Raw genomic sequence first — 18,047 nt, 5'->3', positions numbered from 1 at the left:
GCCCACACCCGCTGACCTCGGGTTCGCGAATATTTCTGTTTCACTTTTCCGCAGGCTCGGCCATGCGCAGCGTGACCGGCAGGCGAGGTGCGGGCCACACAACGCCATCCTCCTCCTGACCTGCGCTTGCGTCCGCGCCATACTGGACCGGTGACTGAAATGGGACAACGCGAGCAGGAGACTGCACGCGAGATGCTCGGCGGTTGCCCCGATATCGGCAGCTTTCGCTTTCGCTTCGCCGACCAGCGGTGGGAATGGTCCGACGACGCCGCCGCGATCTACGGGTACGCACCGGGCGAGGTCGACCCGTCCACCGAACTCTTGCAGAAGCATCTGCACCCCGACGACCGCAGCCGAGTCGCCGAGGCACTCGCCCACGCCGTCGAGACCGCTACGCCGTTCTGCACCCGCCACCGGATCATCGACACCGAGGGTGAGACGCACGACGTGATCGTGCTCGGCGACCAGCTGTTCGACGAAGAGGGCACGGTGGTGGGCTCTTCCGGTTACCTCATCGATGTCACCGCGACACTCGAGGACAACCGGCAGGAAGCCCTCGACGACCTGCTCCCCGACGTGATCGATGCCCGCGCGGTGATCGAACAGGCCAAGGGCGTCGTGATGTTCGTCTACGGCGTCACCGCCGACCAGGCATTCCGGGTGCTGCGCTGGCGCTCGCAGGAAACCAACATCAAGATCCGCGCGCTGGCCGAGCAGCTCGTCGCCGACATCGTCACGATGAACGGCGCGCTGGTCCAGCAACGCACCCGCTTCGATCATCTTCTGCTGACCCTGCACCGTCGGGTGCCGCCCGCGGAACCCGCTGCGGACTAGCCGACCGGCGCGACCGGTCCGGCCGAACGAATCATCCCCTTGGCGCGCATCAGGTATTCCCCGAGATAGCTGTCGCGCGGGACCCCCGGGCGCAGCCACGTCGCCGGATTGTCGTCGAGGTAGAGGTTGGTGATCGTCGGCTCGTCCAACAGTGGGTCGATGCCGCGCCGCCCGGTCATCGCGGTGAGCACCAGCGAGTCGCGTAGCGGGGCGATGCCGTCGGCGGGCGACCACGGCCCACATTGGAAAGATCTTCTGCCGGAAGGTTTTCGGATGTCGGCGTTCCCTGCTCCAGCAGATGAATTCGATCTTCCGGCGGATCTGCCCCACCAGATCGTCGCGGTGCGATGCGCTTCAGCAGCGGCGGCGTGACACGCCCCGTAATCCGTAATTCGGTGAAGGCGTGCCCGAGCCAACCCGCTGCCAACTCCATCGTGCTACATCGCTACATCAACGGTTCGCAATTGCTGATCTATCCCGGGCTCGGTCACGCGTTCCCCTTCGAAGCACCAGAGCGCGTTGCCGAGGACATCGCTCGGTTCACTCGACAGCACGGAGTAGAGATCGGGCGGCTGATCGGCTCCGGACGACAGTGTCACCGGCTCGCAAACGCGGCGTCGTGCGGTTCGATCCGCCGATTAGGACACACTTATGGAGCGGATCGGCCGCAGGCCATCCAGGGTGCCGATCGGTATGGTCCGCCTTTCAGCGGGAGAAGGCGGTGGCGTGGTCGGCGGCTCAGGTGGCGAAGCCGAGGGCGGGGCGGCCGAGCAGGTCTCTGCAACGGTGTCGGTGGTGGGACCGGGAGTGCGAGCGTAGTCGGCCAGGGAACCGAGCAGCCGGGCCGGGACTTCCTCGGGCAGGCCCGGCGCGATCAACTCACCGTTGACCGCATAGGCAACGTTCCGGATATTCCGCAATCCGCTGTGAACGACCGGCGGGGCCTGCCGTCGGAATCCGCGCCGACGTCCGTCCCTCATCGAGAAGACGAACACCGATGTTCGGTCTCGCGTGGATCGGCGCAGACGGTGAACACCGGGAACCTGGCTTCCCGGGGATGCGGCTGGAAGTGGACGCGCACAGTTTCTCCCTGGATCGCAGGGATGTCCCCTTCGATGCAGGTGTATACCCACGGGCCCTCGTCGAGTTCGACGATGGCGATCGTCAACGGCACCAGTTCGCCGGGCCGGTCCGACGGGGCCCGATCCACTACCCGCCACGACACGATGGAACCGCCGCCGGACGACGGTACGCGTACGAGATCATCCGATCCGCACGACGAACACCCTGCCGTGATCGGTGCGAGCAGCTTGTCGCATCTCGCGCAGCGACGGATCATCAACATGTCATTCGCGCGCTCGGCGATGCCGTCGTCGACGGCAGTCGCGGCGTCCTTCGTGTCGTGTGCGTACATTGCGATCCTCCGCAAACGGGTGCCGGTGGGTTTCCTCCAGGGTGGTCCGGTCGGCGCGTTACGGCGACGGTCGAATTACCTACGACATACCTATTTTTTCGGATGCCCGCCGCGGCACCCAGCTGGGCGAGTGCGTAAACGGCGGGACGTCGGCGTCGAGCGTGGCCGACCGTCGATCCGCCAGGGTGTGCCGGATGGCCGTGGCCGCTCGGAACACCCCGCGGACATGACGCTGTACCTCGGTGGACGGCGATGGACAAGCCGCTTTTGCTGCTCTCGGCAGCGGTACCGCGACCCGTCAGGGCTCGAGATCGACCACGCCCTTGCCGCTCGGGATGTCGAGCGGCACCGAGACCTGGTCGTGGGCGATCAACCAGATGCCGTCGATCTTCCGCATGCCGTAGGTGACCCGGACCCACATCCCGTTCGTCGCCGCCCCGTTCCGCAGCGTGCCGCTCAGACGAGCGAAGGCATGCCCGAATGCCACCTCATCGCCCACGGTGAAGGTCAGGTCGCGAACCTCATAGGTCAGACTCTCGAAGAACACGAACACTCTCGCCCAGTTCTCCAGTTTCGCCGCTATCCCGGCATGCTGGAGCGGCGGCTCGACATCGAAGGACACGACGTCGGCAGTGTAGAACTGCCTCAGGCTCTCGAGATCCTTCGCTCGCAGTGCTTCGACCACCTTGTCGATGTGCCTGCGGAGCTCGGCTTCCTCCGCCTCGATGCGGTCGGCGGGTGACTCGAAGTCGTCCGGTTCGGTCATGGTCGCCTCCTCAGGGTTCGACGAGAGCGGTTTCGGCGCCGGCCCGCAGCGGCGCGAGCGCAGCGCTCCAAGCGAGGAGCTGATCCAGCGTCTTGGTCAAGGCGTCGACGTGGTGGTCGCGCGGCGCGAAGGTCGTGTGATTCTCGAAATCGGTGAGCACCGAGATCGCGACCTGATAGCCCACGTCGGCCATGCCCAGGGTGCCGCAGACCGTCCGCAGCTGCACTACCGCGCGGGCGCCGCCGTGCACGCCGTAGGAGACGAATCCGACCGCCTTGTCGGTCCATTCCGCGAACAAGTGGTCGATGGCGTTCTTCAGCACTCCGGGGGCGCCGCCGTTGTATTCCGGGGTGACCAGTACGAAGCCGTCGAAAGGGGCGATCCGCTCGGCCCAGGCGTGGGTGTGGTCGTGGATCGACGGACCGAACATCGGCGGCGCGGGCTCGTCCAGATGCGGCAGTGGGTGGTCACGCAGATCGACCAGTTCGAACTCGGCGTCGCCGCGTCGCGATGCCGTGTCCAGAACCCACTGTGCGACCTGCGAGCCTTTGCGGTTGGGCCGGGTGCTGCCGAGGATGATGCCGATTCTGATCATTTTCCGAACTCCTGCTTTGCTGACGGTGTCACGACCTACCGACGACACAGCCGTCCGGAATGTCAGGCCGCCTCACAAATCGCGTCGCTGATTCGTCGATTCCGGTGAGCGTCCCCAGACCGAAGGAGCCGAGCATGACCGACCCGCACCTGCCCGCGGTGATCAGTGAGCGGCGTCAGCTGATCAATCTCGCCTACCGGCTGCTCGGCTCCCTGGCCGAAGCCGAGGATGTGGTGCAGGAGACCTACGCGCGCTGGTACTCGCTGTCCGAGCGGCAGCGGCGGGAGGTGGCGGCGCCCGGCGCGTGGTTGACGACGGTCGCGAGCCGGATCTGCCTCGATCTGCTCGGCTCGGCGCGCGCCCGACGGGAACAATATGTGGGGGAATGGATTCCCGAGCCGGTACCCGGCCGGTCCCAATGGCTCGACGGTCCCAGCCCCGTCGATCCCGCCGACCGGGTCACGCTCGACGAGTCGATCAGCATGGCCTTTCTCGTCGTGCTGGATTCCATGACGCCCGCCGAGCGGGTGGCCTTCGTCCTGCACGACGTGTTCCGGTACTCCTTCGCCGAGGTCGCCGAGGTCGTCGGGCGTACCCCCGCGGCCTGCCGTCAGCTCGCCTCCTCCGCCCGCCGCCGCATCCACACTTCACAGGGCCCGTCGGCAGCCCAGCGCGCCGAGGTGGTCCGGGACTTCAAACGGGCCTGGGAGACGAAGGACATCGAGGCGCTGATCGGCCTGCTCGATCCACGGGCGACTGCGACGGCCGACGGCGGCGGCCTGGCACTGGCCTTCCTCGACCCGATCGACGGCGGCGAGCAGATCGCCCGCGCGTGGATGGAGATCGCCGCCCACGGCCCCGCGATAACCCTGCTGGAACGCACGGTGAACGGCCAGCCCGGCCTGGTCGCGCGTCTCGACGACACCATCGTCTCGGTCTACGCCTTCGACATCGCCGACGGCCGGATCACTCGCATCTGGGCGATCCGGAATCCCGAGAAACTGCGGCTCTGGACGGCCGGCTGAGCTGAACAGCGGATCTCCTCGCGCGGCCGGCGGTGCACAACCGGCGGCTCGAGGAATCCGGGTCGGGCGGCGTGGGAGAGTTCGATCAGCGAGCAACCTCCTCGCCGGACAAGGAGCCGGGCTGCGGTTGGTTGTCCGATCAGCGGCGAAGGCCGCGGTGCCGAATCTCGGCGAAGCGCTCCCCGAGGAGTTCGGCGGCAAGGTCTGCGGGAAGCGGGCCGGGGTCGACCCGGTGGCCTGGGTTCCGTGTGAGAATCGGCCGGAGAACGGCCGGTCTCTTTCGGGAGGCTCAGCGGCCGGACCTGCGGTGTCGCCGACGCCGCAGCCGAGCGACACAGGTGGTTCGATGGCCGGGACACATTCCGAGATCACCCGCAGGCAGTCCTGGGAGCGGACTACCGGCATCCCCTTGATGGTGCTGGCCGTCACGTTCCTCGGCGTCTACGCCTGGCAGGTCCTCGATACCGGGGCCTCGCCTCGTCTCGACGCCTGGCTCACTCGGATCGACGTGGTGATCTGGGCGGCGTTCGCGCTGGATTTCGCGGTGCGGTTGTGGCTGTCGGGGAACCGGTTGCTGTTCCTGCGTACCCACCCGGTCGACCTGTTGATCGTGGTGTTGCCGCCGCTTCGCCCCCTGCGGCTGGTGCGGGCGGCCATGCTCGTGATCGGCACCTTGAACCGGAATACGACGACCCGAGCGCGGCTCGCGGTGTTCGTCGGGACGAGTTCACTGCTCCTGCTTGTGCTGTGCAGCCTGGCGTTCTTCGACGCCGAGTACGGGGCGACCGACAGCAAGATCCACAATTTCGGTGACGCGCTGTGGTGGTCGATGGTGTCGGTGACCACCGTCGGCTACGGCGATGTGTACCCGGTGACGACCGAAGGCCGTTTGATCTCGTTGATCCTGATGACCTTGGGCATCGGCCTGATCAGTTTCGCGATCGGCACCACCACCAGCTGGGTGATGGATCAGCTCGAGAGCGTCGAGGCGAATGTGGAGAGTACTGATCGGGAGATCACCGAACTGGTCGCGGAGATCAAAGCGTTACGCGCCGAAGTGGCAGCGCTGCGATCCCCCACGACTGCGCCGGACGCCGTGCCGGCCGACTGACCGGCGGTTCATCGAGCCCTGATCACAGATGTCTTCGCCCGTCCGTGTAGTGGGCGAAAGCGTCTCCCACCGGGCCGCCCGGCCCGATCCGAGGGCGATCGCACGGATTCGCGGACCGAGTGAAGATCAAATTGCGTTACTTGCCGACAATATTTTGTTAGCTCATTATTAACGGTGATAATTCACACAAGAAGAGAAGTGGATTTGCTGATTTCTTTTTCCTAACGTTGCTGGTGCCGCCACGATGGCGTCGTTATCCATCCGTGAAAGGAATCCCCGCATATGTTCTCTCGCAAGGCCCTTGCCGCCGCAGGCACCATCTCCGCCGCCGCCCTGTTCTTCGGCCCGGTCGCGGTGGCCTCCGCCGCCCACTCCCCCGCCACCGGCTCCGCGGGCCTGGCCTCGGGTTCGGCCTCGGGTTCGGCCGACGGCGGCTCCTCGACAGGTTCGGCCGGCTCGTCCTCCGGCTCCGCCATGCTCGACTCCGGCAGCTCGGCCCTCGACGGAGGCACCTCCGCCATCGTCAACATCATCGATGCGATCACCGGCGTCCGGGACCTGAACCAGCCCCAGCCCGCCGCCTGATCCAGCCTCGGGAGATCAGCGCTTCGTCCGCCCCCCACCCTCGGGAACGGATTTCTTCTGCGCCGCTGCTCCGTAGCGATTGCTCGCTATTGCAGCGAATTTGCCGGGATAACTTGTTCATTCGCCGTGTCGGAGTAGCCACGGCGGATGGACCTAACGATACGTTTATCTGCAAAGGAAATAGTATTCGCGCTCCGCGCGCGGATTCCCTCTGCACCAGGAGCCGGCGCGCCGGCAGTCGCTTCCACGACTCGGGCCGGCGCGACCATCGGATAGCCCTCCGCACCGCCTCACCCGGGCAACCGATGGGGCAGTACTCACAGGCGCCGCGCGAGATATCACCTGGTCCATCCGGCGAGAAACCCCGGACGGCCGTCGGCGTTCATTTCTTTGTGGTCGGCACCGAATGCTCGGTGCCCAGGTCGGTGATCTTCGACCCCGCGCTCTTTGTTCTCTGCGCCGTGGACACCGACCGGAACCGGTCAGCCTTGCCTGCGCTTCCGCTCGCGCAACACGTGAGACCGCAACCGTGGGAACCCCTTGACCCGCACACTGCGCAGATGACGGAGGAGGAAATCGTCGTCGTCATCCAGGGCCGCGGCGGCGCCGTCGTCGAGGAGGACGGTTCCCGGCCGGGCCACGCCCGTCAGCCGGGCGGCGACGTTGACCACCGTGCCGTAGAGGTCGCCGAAGCGGGTCAGGACCGGCCCGTATGCCAGACCCACCCGGATCTGGGGCATCTCCGGGATCGTCTGCGCCGCCCGGGCGATCGCCGCGTTCATGGCCGTGGCGATTCGTGCGCCGTCGCGCGCGTTCTCGGCGGCGAACATCACCTCGTCGCCGACGTTCTTGATCACCCAGCCCCCGTGAGCGGTGATCACCTCGGTGGTGGTGGTCTCGAATGCCTCCAGCAGATCGGTCAGCTCGTCGAGGTCGAGGTGACGGGAGAGGCGGGTGTAGCCGACCATGTCGGCGAAGCCGACGAGCAAATGCCGTGTCGCGCCATCGGATTCGAGTGAGCGGCTCAGCGCCGCCGCCAGATGTCGCCGCCAGGCATACTCTTGCAAGTCGGTGAGGACCGCGACGGACCGGGCGGTGGCATCTCGATTCGGTTCGGACATCGACTGCCCGCCCTCGGCGGCGACGCGGCTGCCGATCTCACGGGCGATCAGATCCGCCTGCCACTCGGCCAGCCGCGCCATCGCCTGACCGACAGTGCGGGCGGCCGCGATCTGGCTCTGCTCGCTCGCCCCCGCGACCGGGTCCATCGTGGTGAAATTGCGCACCGCGGCGATGTCGGCGTCGGTGAACGCCACCTCGTCGTCGCTCGCCGTAGCCGCGAAGCCCAGGGCCACCCACAGCTTGCTCGCGCGTTCGACGGACACTCCGGAAAGCTCGGCCACCTGGGCGCGGGTATACCGCCGTGGGCCTCCGAGTAATGACTGTTCGACCACAGCGTCGACCGCCTCGGCCACCTCACCGGATTCGATCACCCCGCCAGTACAGCACATGGAGCAGTGACCGGCGTTCGTTCTCTTCCTGCGCGGTACCGAGTCCACCCGGCCACACCCCCTTCCAGACGGGAGGGACGGCCGATGCATTCACGAGACCTCAGCCGCCACGTGCGCACTGCCGACCGGTCCTCCCGGAGTCAGCCGATGGACGCACCTGCTTCCGAACGCAGCGCGGCGATCGTGGCGCGCAGGGACTCCGCGGTGGGTGTCGGCTCGAGGCCGAAAGCCGCGGTCGCGGCGGCGGAGTCGAGGACGAACGGACGATCGAACTGATACCGCATTTCGCGCATCTCGCGGGCGCCGGGATCGACGAGGCCCGCGGCCCACAGCACCGCGGCGGGCATCCGGCTCACCCGCGCGGGCGGCGCGTCCGCGACCGTCGCCGCGAGGGCGGCCAGGTCGCGAACGGACACCGGCGGCGCGGTCGGCGTGTGCCATGCTCGGCCCCAAGCGTTTTCGTCGGCGGCGACCGCAACGAGGGTGCGGGCGGTGTCGGTGACGTCGGTCCAGCTGTGCGGGGCGTCCGGATCGGCGGGGAACAGCACGCGGCGGCCCGTGAGCACGGCGGGCAGCGCCGCAATGGTGAACGCCGATTTCGCGCCAGCGCCGAGGTAATCCGATCCGCGTACTTCGGCGGTGCGGACGCGGCCCGCCTCGTGCGCGGCCAGCGCCTCGTTCCACAGTCGCGCACGCACCCGCCCTTTCACGCTGTTGGGACGCAGCGGATGCTGCTCACCGATCGGGCCGTCGACCAGCCCGTAGCCGTACAGGTTTCCGACGCTGAGCAGCGCGGCGCCGGTCGCCTCGGCGGCCAGCAGAGCGGCGGCGGCCAGCGGCGGGAAGTCCGTCGCCCAGCGGTGATACGGCGGCTGAGCACACTGGAAGACCACCTCCGCGCCGGCGCACTGCCGGATCAAGGTTTCGGAATCGGTGGCGTCGGCGGAGACACGCTCGATCAGCGGGTGATCCGGGCCGGAGCCGCGCCGGGTGATGACGCGCACCTCGGCGCCACGGGCTGCGAGCAACCGGGCGGTGGTCGCGCCTACCGGACCGGCTCCGATGACGACGTGTCGAACCATGGCGAGTCCATTCTCTCGGATGCTCCCTAGAGAACACCGCTCTCTCATTGGCTATCGAACCATAGGTCAGAACAGTGTTCCTAGTCAAGAACAGTGTTCACATATCGAACTTACGTTCTTGCATTCGCTCCTGGTTTCCTACACTCAGTGGAATGTCCGCCCAGTCATTGCGCGCCCGTGTCCGCGCCGAGATGATCGAGGAGATCAAGGCCGCCGCCCGCGAACGGCTGACGGTGGACGGCGCGAACCTGTCCCTGCGCGGGGTCGCCCGCGATATGGGCATCGCCGCGTCCGCGCTCTACCGGTACTTCCCGAGCCGGGACGACCTGCTGACCGCCTTGATCCTGGAGGCGTATCAGGCGCTCGCCGCCGACGCCGAAGCCGCCGACGCGCAGCCACCCGCCACCGATCTGCGCGGCCGGTGGATGGCGGTGTGCTCGTCGGTACGGGACTGGGCGCTGTCGCATCCGGCCGAATACGGTTTGCTCTACGGCAGTCCGGTGCCCGGCTACGCCGCGCCGGAGGACACCGTCGCCCCCGCAGCGGCCGTGGTCCTCCGCCTCGCCGCGATCGCACAGGCAGGCGTGAAAGACCTGGAACCGCTGCCGCTTTCGGCCCCGCTCCCGGCGCCCGTCCAGGCCGATCTGCGCCGGCTCATCGAGCAGCAGTCCTCCGACCTGCCCGAAGACGTGCTCGACCGCGTCTTCGTCGGCTGGACTCAACTGTTCGGCCTGATCAACTTCGAGGTCTTCGGCCGCCTGCACGGCCTCGTCGATGCCCGCGCCGACTACTTCGGCCACCATATGAACGTCATGGCCGACCTGGTCGGCCTGCCGTAAACCGACTCCGGCCATCCCCTGTCCCCGCGGGGACACCACCGCGACGAGCATGCCCAGGCGAGCACGGCCGGTCGGCTCTGCACGGCGACGACGTGGCGGCGTGTCCGCACCGCAGTGCGGCTACCGCGCTCCCGGCGGCGCTACGGTGACAGCACCGAGATTCTCCGCGTTCCATTCGCCCGACGAACATCACTCATTCGTGGAGGAACATTGCCGAGCTCGTTCACTCGCAGGGGATTTCTGACCAGTGCGGCCACCTCGGCGACGGCCGCGGCCGCCGTGTCCACCGGAGCCGCTCCGGGCAGGGCGCGAGCGGACACCGATCCGGACAAGCCGAACATCCTGGTGATCATCGTGGATGAGATGCGGACACCGGTCTGGTTCCCCGATCAGCAGACGCTGGACGGCGTTCTGCCGAACATCGCCCGGATTCGCCGGGGCAGTGTGTCGTTCGAGAACCACTACACCGCGGCCAACGATTGCACGCCCGCCCGCGGCTGCCTGCTGACCGGTCTCTACGCGCAGCAGACCGGGGTCATGGTCGTGTCGGAGTCGACGTTGTCTCCGCTGTTTCCCACGTGGGGTTCCATGCTGCGCGACCACGGCTACGGCACCACGTACTGGGGCAAGTGGCATCTCGGTAGCTATTCCGATCGCACACCCGGGGCTCTGGAAGCCTACGGTTTCCACGGTGGCACCTACCCCTCCCCGAACGGTGCGCCGGGGCAAGGGCTGCAAGCGGATCCGAAGATCGTCGACCAGTTCGCCGATTGGTTCCACAACGATTCGGGCAACGCGCCATGGTGTACGACGGTGTCGCTGGTCAACCCGCACGACATCCAGTGGTGGCCGCGCTGGACCCGCCGCGACCAGTTCAACGCCGACATCCCGCGGTGGATGAACGAGCTGCCGCCCAATTTCGAGTCCCTCGAACAACTCTCACGCAAGCCCCGGCTGCAGATGGCGCTGGTGGAGGTGTCGGCGGTCGCGTTCGGCGCGGCGCCCTACGGCACACCGGAGGCCATGCAGGCTTGGATCGAGATGCGCAACCTGTATCTGTGGGCGCAGCAACAGGTCGACATCCAGATCGGCCGGGTGCTCGACACCTTGCAATCCCGTCCCGAGGTCGCCGCCAACACCGTCGTCGTCTTCACCTCCGACCACGGCGACTACGCCGGTTCGCACGGCCTGCACGGTAAAGGCGGCGCCGCCTACGACGAGGCGCTGCGCGTCCCGCTCTACGTCCACGACCCGCGCGGTTACCTGAGCCCGGTGGACGGGACCAGCACCAGAGACCAGCTCACCTCCAGCGTCGACTTCACTCCCCTGCTGCTCACCATCGGCACCGGCGGCGACGGATGGCGCAGCGACGGACGGTACGAACATCTGAGCGGACGGCTGGACATCGCCGCGCTGTGCCGCAATCCGGCAGCCGCGGGCAGGCCGTGGGTCGCCCACACGACCGACGAGGCTTCGATCGAAGAAGCCGCGATCCTGTTCAACCAGGACGCGCCCGGTCATGTCGCCATGGTGCGCACCGCCGACGCGAAGTTCGCCTCGTACTCCCATTGGGTGCACGGCCGAATCCAGATCGATTCGGCGCGCCAGCAGGAATTCGAGCTCTACGACTACAGCACCGACGGTGGCCGGCTCGAACTCGACAATCAGGCCGCGACCGGGAATCCGCTGGGGGGCGAGATGGCGGCGCTGCTGGACAATGTCATCCGCACCGAGATCCAGCAGCCGCTGCCGCCGTATCTGCAGGCAGCCCAGGAGCAAGGGATCGGCGACTACATCTCCGCGCAGACGAACATCCTGGTCCAAGCCGAACGGATCGGCAATGCCCTGCTGGATGCCGTGCCACGGCCGTCCTAGCTGCTACACCAGGCCGCGCACCGTCAGATCCGTGGCGTATTTCTCGATGAGTTCCCGGGAGATCTGCGGAATATCGTGATCGGCGCCGATTTTCGCGGCTCGCACGGCGGAGCGGAATTTCTCCGCGGGCAGGGCCGAGCCGCGAACGGCCGGGGCCGGTCGCCGATAGGCGTGCAGCAAGGGCAGCACCGACGCGTGGCGTTGCCGTTCGGGAAGCGCCCGCAGGGCGGTCTCGAATCGGGTGACCCATTCGTCGTAGTCGGGGATACGCTCGATGCGATGGCCCGCCTCGATCAGCCAGTCGACGAACTCGTCGAGCGAGCGGCCGTCGTCGTGCGGGTTGAGCACATCGAAACTCTCGAAACCGGCGGTTGCCGAGGCGCCCAGTGCGGTGATCGCCTCCGCGGTGAAGTCGACGGGCAGACCGTCGTAGTGGGCGCGCGAGCGGTTGCCGCCCGCGTCGGTGCGGTAGAAGGAGAACGGTGCGATACCCGTGACGATCAGGCTCAGCAGCAGCCGGGTGAAGATGTCCGGCACGTTGAGCTGACCCGCGTAGCGCCGGTCGGCGAGGATCATGTCCGACCGGAACACCGCGACCGGCAGCCCGCACAGGTCGTTGGCCTCGCGCAGTAGCACTTCGCCCGCCCACTTGCTGTTGCCGTAGCCATTGGCGTAACTGTCGTCCACCGCCCGCACCGGGCTGATCCGGCGGATGTCGCCGTCCTCGGCGAAGACGGCCGGATCGATCTGCGCGGCCACGGCGACCGTGGACAGATACGTGAACGGCTTGAGCCGCGTGGTGAGGGCGAGCCGGATCAGCTCCGCGGTGCCGACCACGTTGGGCCCGAACAGGTGCCGGTAGGGCAGCACATGGTTGACCAGCGCGGCGGGATGCACGATCACATCGACGCGTTCGGCCAGCCGCTGCCACATCCGATCGTCCAGGCCGAGGTTCGGCTCCCCGATGTCACCGGGGATCACCTCGAGATGCTCGGCGGCCAAAGTCTGGAAATCGCTGATCAGCGCGGGATCTCCGGAGTCGAATGCGCTGTCGAGGCGCTTGCGCGCCGCGGCCGCGTCCGAACCGCGGACCAGGCAGACCAACGTGCCTCCGCCGTCGTGCATCCGCCGCAACCACTCCAGGCACAGGAAGCGCCCGAGGTAGCCGTTCGCACCGGTGAGCAGCACGGTGCGCGCGGTCGCGGACGGGCGCGGCAGGGTAGGCGCCTCGGCGATCGTGCGGGCGTCGAGGAATTTGTGGAGCGTCAAATCGGCGGCGCGGACCTGCGCACCGTCCCCGTGCACCGCGGTGTAGGTGACGCCCCGCCCGCCCGAAGCGCGCTCGGCCGCGACGTAGTCCGCCACCTCACGCAGGCCGTTGGCGGGGCTGATCACCACCGACACCGGCACCTCGACCGCGAAGATCTCCTGCAGCAGGTTCGACAGCGACAGCGCCGAGAGCGAGTCGCCGCCGAGATCGGTGAAGTGCGCGTCCGGGCGCAGGTCGGCGTCCGCGCAGCCGAGGACGGCCTTCGCCGCGCGGCTCACCGTCTCCAGCACGGGCAGTTCCAGCGCGGTACGGCGCAGGTCGAGCAGTTCGTTCGCCTGCCCGGCCGCCAGCTCGGCGTACAGTTCCTGCAATCGCGGCTCGTAACGCTCTTTCAGCTTGGGCCGCAACAACTTACCGATGCCCGAGAGCAATCCGTCGACGGTGCTGAACGGCTCGGGTTCGATCAGGAAGTCCCGGGGGATCTCGTAGGGCTGCAGTTCGGCGTCCTTGGCGAGCCGGCGCAGCGATTCGCTCAACGCGGTCTTCATCTTCTCGGTGTCACCCCAGCCGAGCACGTCCTCGGTGGGCACGATCACGGCGAGGAGGTAGGCGCGCTCGCTGCTGCCGTACACGAAGATCTGCCGGATCAGCGGGCTTGTCGCGTAGACCGCCTCCAGATGCGAAATGGCGACGAATTCGCCCTGGGACAGTTTCAGCACGTTGTTGCGGCGATCGACGTAGACCAGGTGATCGGGGGCGAGCTCGGCGACGATATCGCCCGTCTTGTAGAAGCCTTCGGCGTCGAAGATCTCGGCCGTGATGTCGGGCCGCTTGTAGTAGCCCGAGATCAGGGTGGTGCTCTTCAGCAGCAGCTCGCCGCGCGGATGAGGTTTGTCGGTGCGGAAGTAACCCAGCTCGGGGACGTCGGCGAGCTTGTACTCGAGCACCGGGGGACGCTGCACCAGTCCATCGATGACGACGACGCCGCCCGCCTCGGTGGACCCGTAGCCGTCGTGCAGTTCCAGATCGAGCACCGACTCGATGAACGATTTCATCTCCGCCGACACCGGAGCGCTTCCGCAGATCGCCACGACGATGCGCCCACCCAGGAAGTCTTCGCGCAGTTCGGTCTTCACCTCCGCGTCCAGCGCGGCCCGGTCGACGCCCGGCGCGTCGCGCCGATCCACCTCGCTCCGGAAACGCTGGAAGATCATGTCGCACACGCGCGGAACGAAGAACACCTCGGTCGGCCGCGCGAGCGCGATGTCGTCGAAGAGGGTCGACATATCGCTCTCGGCCGCGAAGTACGCGGTGCCGCCGCGCGCCAGCACGCCGGTCAGCGATCCGCGACCGGCGACGTGGCTCATCGGCATGTAGTTGAGGTTGATCGCGGCGACGTCGGGACGATTCACCCACCCGCGGGCGACCAGCCGCTGGCTGTACATCGCCCCCTTGGGCGTTCCGGTGCTTCCCGAGGTGTAGATCAGCAGCGCCAGCGGGTCCTCGCCCGGTTCGGCGGTGAACAGCGGCGCCTGCGGCAGCGATCTGCCGCGGGCGAGCACCTCGCCGAAGGTCTCGAGGAGCACCGAGCTACCGGCATCGGCCAGCCGTGCGCGGGCCGCGTCGAACGCCGCGCGCTGGTCGTCGTCTCCAGGGTGGTAGTCGAAGACGACCAGCCGCCGCGTTCCGGACTCCGCCAGGGCACAGGTCACGGCGGCGTCGAGCAATGCCGGTGTCGCGGCGAGCACGCGGGGGGCGGTCTCCCCCACGATCGCGGTCAGCTGAGCGACGGGCGCGCTGGATTGCAGCGGAACCGCGACCAGGCCCAGGTGGATGCACGCCAGATCGAGCGTGGTGTAGTCGCTGCTGGTGAAGCCGAGGATGGCCACGAAGTCACCGGCCTCGAGCGGATCGAGCGCGTCACCGTGCCATGCGGCGGCCACCGCGCGCACGCGCTCCCACAGCTCGCCGTAGGTGATGGTGTCGAACTCGGGCAGCAGCGACAGCGTCGTGCGGCCGGTCTCGCCGGTCCGCAGTTCCGTCGCGCGCTGACCGAGGGCGGGCCGGTCGGCGTAGCCGGTCATGACCGTCTCGACGATCCGCGCGAGCCCCGCGCCGGGTTCGCGAACCTTCTCGGTGACCTCCGCACGCGGTGTGGCGTTGCGGATGTCGTCGTACTCGGCGTACAGCCGGGTGACGCGGCGCATGAGCCGCTCCCTGCGTGCCTCAGATGCCACGACGACCTCCTTCGGTCCGGGAACGCGCCTCCCCTGAACACGTTAGCCCGCCTAAGGATTTTGGTCAGGCGATAGCCGTCGTGGGCGTCTGTGACACTGGACACAGTGCCGGAAATGTCCCAAAAGTGCCCGGAGATCCGTTGTGGCGCACACTCAGCCTGGTGCTGCCGGTACCAGTGTCATCGGGCTCCTGTTACCGGTGCCCGGCGCAACGCATTCTCGGTGCATGACACAGACCATATCGCCGGGTCCGGCAGCGGCAACGACGCCCGCAGCCGCTCCGGCCGCCGCGCTGGGAGCGCGGCGTTCGCTCGCCGTCCTCACCGTCATCCTCACCGGCCAGTTCATGGCGGTGCTCGACTCCTCCATCGTCAACGTCGCGATTCCCTCGATCCGGAGCTCGCTGCACACCAGTGGCGCGGCGCTGCAGCTGATCGTCGCCGGGTACGTCATCGCGTACGCCGTCCTGCTGGTCACCGGCGCACGGCTCGGTGACCGGTTCACCCAGCGCCGGGCGTTCATCGCCGGGCTGGCGCTGTTCACCGTGGCCTCGCTGGCCTGCGGTCTGGCCTGGAACGAGACCGCGCTGATCGTCTTCCGGTTCGCCCAGGGCGTCGGCGCGGCGGCGATGGTGCCGCAGATCATGACGCTCATCCAGCGCACCTTCACCGGTCACGCCCGCGCGCGAGCGTTGAGCATCTACTCGGCCATCATCTCCGGCGGCATGGTCGCCGGCCAGGTGCTGGGCGGGCTGATCGTCAACGCCGACCTGTTCGCCAGCGGCTGGCGCGGCGTGTTCCTGGTGAACGTGCCGATCGGGCTCGCACTGCTCGTCGCGGCGCCGCGCATTCTTCCGTCCTCGGCCCAGCGGCTCGAGCGCAAGCTCGACCTGCCCGGCTTGGCCACCCTCACCGCATCGGTGTTGCTGCTGGTGCTGCCGCTGGTGCTGGGGCGGGAGCTGGATTGGCCGTTGTGGTCGTGGATCGCGTTGGCGGCCGGTGTACTCGGCTTCGCATCGTTCGTGGCGATCGAACGGATCGTCGCCTCCCGGGGCGGCGAACCCCTCTTCGCCCGGCCGGTGCTCACCGCGCCCGGCCTGGTCCCCGCCGCGGTCGCGCTGTTCGTGATCATGGCCACCTTCGGCGGCTGGATGTTCGTCATGGCGATCCACCTGCAGAGCACGCTCGGGTACAGCGCTTTGCACGCGGGCCTGCTGTTCGTCCCGCTCGGGGTGACCTTCGCCGTCGCCAGCCTGAACTGGGAGCGCGTCCCGGCTCGGTTCCACGCGGCGATGATCCCGCTCGGGCTGGTGCTCGGCGCGGCGAGCATGGTCGCCCTCGGCGCACTGCTGCGCGACGGCGCCGAGCTCGGACCGCTCGCCCTGACATTGCTCGGCCTGTGCGGCGCGGGCAACGGCATCGCCTTCAGTCCGCTGATGACCCGCACGCTGGCGAAGGTCCCGATGACCCTGGCGGCCGACGCCAGCGGCATCCTGGTGACCAACGTGCAACTCGGCATCGTCGTCGGGATCGCCACCTTCGGGTCGCTGTTCCTCGGCCTGGCGGGCAGCACGGTGACCAGCGCCGCGCACGCTCTCGGCGGCACGGCGATCGCCGAGGGCGTCACGGTCCTGCTGGCGGCGGCATTCGCGGCCCGCGCCGCGCGGTAGGCCCGGGCCGTTCGACCACCTTCGAATCATCGCGACGCAAACCATCGCGCATCGCCGCCCCGCCGCGCATGCTCGCACAGGGTGCGCCGCCGGTGGCCCGAGCCGGATCGTGCCCGGCTCGGGCCACTGTTCGTCGCGTCGTGGTTCGTGGAGGAAAGAAGGTGCGGGATGGGCGTTTTCGCGCTCGGCGTAGAGCTCGACGGGGAGGGGTTCGGCCCCGAGGCGTGGCGGCGGGCGGCGCACGCACCGGACCGCCTGCTCACCGGCGACACCGTGCGCAGGCGGGTGGCCGCCGCCGAGAACGCCGGATTCACCCTGGCCACCTTCGCCGACTCGATCCTGCCGGGACACGAGATACCCGGCCGCATCGACGCGGTGACCCGGGCGTCGTTCGTGGCGGCCACGACCAGCACGATCGGGCTGGTTCCCACCGTCGCCACCACCTACGCCGAACCGTTCCACACGGCCTCGCAGGTGGCGTCGCTGGACTACGCCTCACGCGGACGCGCCGGCTGGATCGCCGAGCGCGTCGAGGACCCGCTCGCCGCCGCCACCTGGGGGCGTGCGCCGATCGCTGACACTGCCGAACTGGCTCGCGAGCACCGGGATTCGATCGAGGTGGCCCGGCGCCTCTGGGATTCCTGGGAGGACGACGCGGTCATCCGTGAGTACACCAGCGGCCGCTTCCTGGACCGGACCAAGCTGCACTACATCGACTTCGAGGGCGAGACCTTCTCGGTGAAGGGGCCGGCCATCGTGCCGCGCCCGCCCCAGGGCCAACCGGTGGTGTTCGGCACGGAGGGGGAGGTCGACGTCCGGTTCGTCGCCGCAGACTCCGTCGCGGCGGTGGCGGCGGCCGGGACGGCGGCGCGCTCGTCCGGCGCTGCGCTGGCCTTCGCCGAGATCGAGGTCACCTTGGACGTCGCCGGTGTTCCTGCCGCACAGCGATTCGGCGGAACCGCCGCTTCCCCCGGGCGACTCGCGTTCTCCGGTACGGCGCGGGACTTGACCGCTCTGCTGAGCGAACTCAGCGCCCACCTCGACGGGGTGCGGCTGCACCTCGCGGTGATCGACGAGGACCTTCCCGTGCTCGCCCGAGAGGTTTTGCCCGCCTTGTTTCGCACCGGAGTAGCGCACCGTCCCGTTCCCGGTTCGATACTGCGCGCCAACCTCGGTCTGCCCCGTCCCGCCAACCGCTACGCGACCACGCGCTGATCGTCAGGAGTTCGTTTCC

Annotated in this window: 15 protein-coding genes; 8 read left to right on the top strand and 7 right to left on the bottom strand. The window is 68.2% G+C overall.

Going from position 1 to position 18,047, the window contains the following annotated elements; all coding sequences use genetic code 11:
* Window positions 1-159 precede the first annotated feature (159 nt).
* Window positions 160-834, top strand: a complete 675-nt coding sequence (locus tag NNI01S_RS11785; protein WP_063020075.1) for a PAS and ANTAR domain-containing protein — start codon at window positions 160-162, stop codon at window positions 832-834.
* On the opposite strand, the gene NNI01S_RS11780 is transcribed toward NNI01S_RS11785, so the two are convergent.
* The 4 genes from NNI01S_RS11780 to NNI01S_RS11765 form a co-directional block, all read right to left on the bottom strand.
* Entirely contained in the window at window positions 831-1,025 is a 195-nt protein-coding gene (locus tag NNI01S_RS11780) for a hypothetical protein (RefSeq protein WP_063020074.1), read from the bottom strand. The genes NNI01S_RS11785 and NNI01S_RS11780 overlap by 4 nt on opposite strands.
* Window positions 1,026-1,810: 785 nt before the next feature.
* Window positions 1,811-2,248, bottom strand: a complete 438-nt coding sequence (locus tag NNI01S_RS11775) for a Zn-ribbon domain-containing OB-fold protein (protein WP_063020073.1) — start codon at window positions 2,246-2,248, stop codon at window positions 1,811-1,813.
* A 298-nt stretch (window positions 2,249-2,546) separates the two neighbouring features.
* Window positions 2,547-3,014: a YybH family protein gene (locus NNI01S_RS11770; RefSeq protein WP_063020072.1), complete on the bottom strand. Its 468-nt coding sequence runs from the start codon at window positions 3,012-3,014 to the stop codon at window positions 2,547-2,549.
* Window positions 3,015-3,024: 10 nt separating this feature from the next.
* Entirely contained in the window at window positions 3,025-3,609 is a 585-nt protein-coding gene (locus NNI01S_RS11765; protein WP_063020071.1) for an NADPH-dependent FMN reductase, read from the bottom strand.
* Window positions 3,610-3,743: 134 nt separating this feature from the next.
* Between NNI01S_RS11765 and sigJ the strand changes: the two genes are divergently transcribed.
* The 3 genes from sigJ to NNI01S_RS11750 all read left to right on the top strand — a co-directional run bounded on the left by sigJ (window position 3,744) and on the right by NNI01S_RS11750 (window position 6,330).
* Window positions 3,744-4,634: an RNA polymerase sigma factor SigJ gene (gene sigJ, locus NNI01S_RS11760; protein ID WP_063020070.1), complete on the top strand. Its 891-nt coding sequence runs from the start codon at window positions 3,744-3,746 to the stop codon at window positions 4,632-4,634.
* A gap of 346 nt (window positions 4,635-4,980) precedes the next feature.
* Complete coding sequence (locus tag NNI01S_RS11755) at window positions 4,981-5,745, top strand: potassium channel family protein (RefSeq protein WP_063020124.1); 765 nt, start codon at window positions 4,981-4,983, stop codon at window positions 5,743-5,745.
* Between the two features lie 282 nt (window positions 5,746-6,027).
* A complete protein-coding gene (locus NNI01S_RS11750) occupies window positions 6,028-6,330 on the top strand; it encodes a hypothetical protein (protein WP_063020069.1) in 303 nt (100 codons plus the stop codon).
* Window positions 6,331-6,812: 482 nt separating this feature from the next.
* Here the strand turns inward: NNI01S_RS11750 and NNI01S_RS11745 are convergent, their stop codons facing one another.
* Window positions 6,813-7,823 (bottom strand): adenylate/guanylate cyclase domain-containing protein, encoded by a 1,011-nt coding sequence (locus NNI01S_RS11745; protein ID WP_063020068.1) that lies wholly within the window; start codon window positions 7,821-7,823, stop codon window positions 6,813-6,815.
* Window positions 7,824-7,981: 158 nt separating this feature from the next.
* Window positions 7,982-8,923 (bottom strand): NAD-dependent epimerase/dehydratase family protein, encoded by a 942-nt coding sequence (locus tag NNI01S_RS11740; protein WP_063020067.1) that lies wholly within the window; start codon window positions 8,921-8,923, stop codon window positions 7,982-7,984.
* 152 nt (window positions 8,924-9,075) lie between these two features.
* Between NNI01S_RS11740 and NNI01S_RS11735 the strand changes: the two genes are divergently transcribed.
* A complete protein-coding gene (locus NNI01S_RS11735; RefSeq protein WP_063020066.1) occupies window positions 9,076-9,762 on the top strand; it encodes a TetR/AcrR family transcriptional regulator in 687 nt (228 codons plus the stop codon).
* 210 nt (window positions 9,763-9,972) lie between these two features.
* A complete protein-coding gene (locus NNI01S_RS11730; protein WP_063020065.1) occupies window positions 9,973-11,637 on the top strand; it encodes a sulfatase-like hydrolase/transferase in 1,665 nt (554 codons plus the stop codon).
* A 3-nt stretch (window positions 11,638-11,640) separates the two neighbouring features.
* On the opposite strand, the gene car is transcribed toward NNI01S_RS11730, so the two are convergent.
* Entirely contained in the window at window positions 11,641-15,114 is a 3,474-nt protein-coding gene (car, locus tag NNI01S_RS11725) for a carboxylic acid reductase (protein WP_063020064.1), read from the bottom strand.
* 256 nt (window positions 15,115-15,370) lie between these two features.
* Between car and NNI01S_RS11720 the strand changes: the two genes are divergently transcribed.
* Window positions 15,371-16,813 carry an MFS transporter gene (locus NNI01S_RS11720; RefSeq protein ID WP_084488716.1) on the top strand — a complete coding sequence of 481 codons (1,443 nt, stop codon included), beginning with the start codon at window positions 15,371-15,373 and terminating at the stop codon, window positions 16,811-16,813.
* A gap of 168 nt (window positions 16,814-16,981) precedes the next feature.
* The gene (locus NNI01S_RS11715; protein ID WP_063020063.1) at window positions 16,982-18,028 is read left to right on the top strand and encodes an LLM class flavin-dependent oxidoreductase; all 1,047 of its coding nucleotides are present in this window, start codon (window positions 16,982-16,984) and stop codon (window positions 18,026-18,028) included.
* Window positions 18,029-18,047 lie beyond the last annotated feature (19 nt).

Origin of the sequence: Nocardia niwae NBRC 108934 = DSM 45340, from assembly GCF_001613465.1 — a bacterium.
Lineage (GTDB): Bacteria > Actinomycetota > Actinomycetes > Mycobacteriales > Mycobacteriaceae > Nocardia > Nocardia niwae.
Note: the sequence above shows the minus strand (reverse complement) of the source record. Positions and strands in the feature narration are given on the sequence as shown.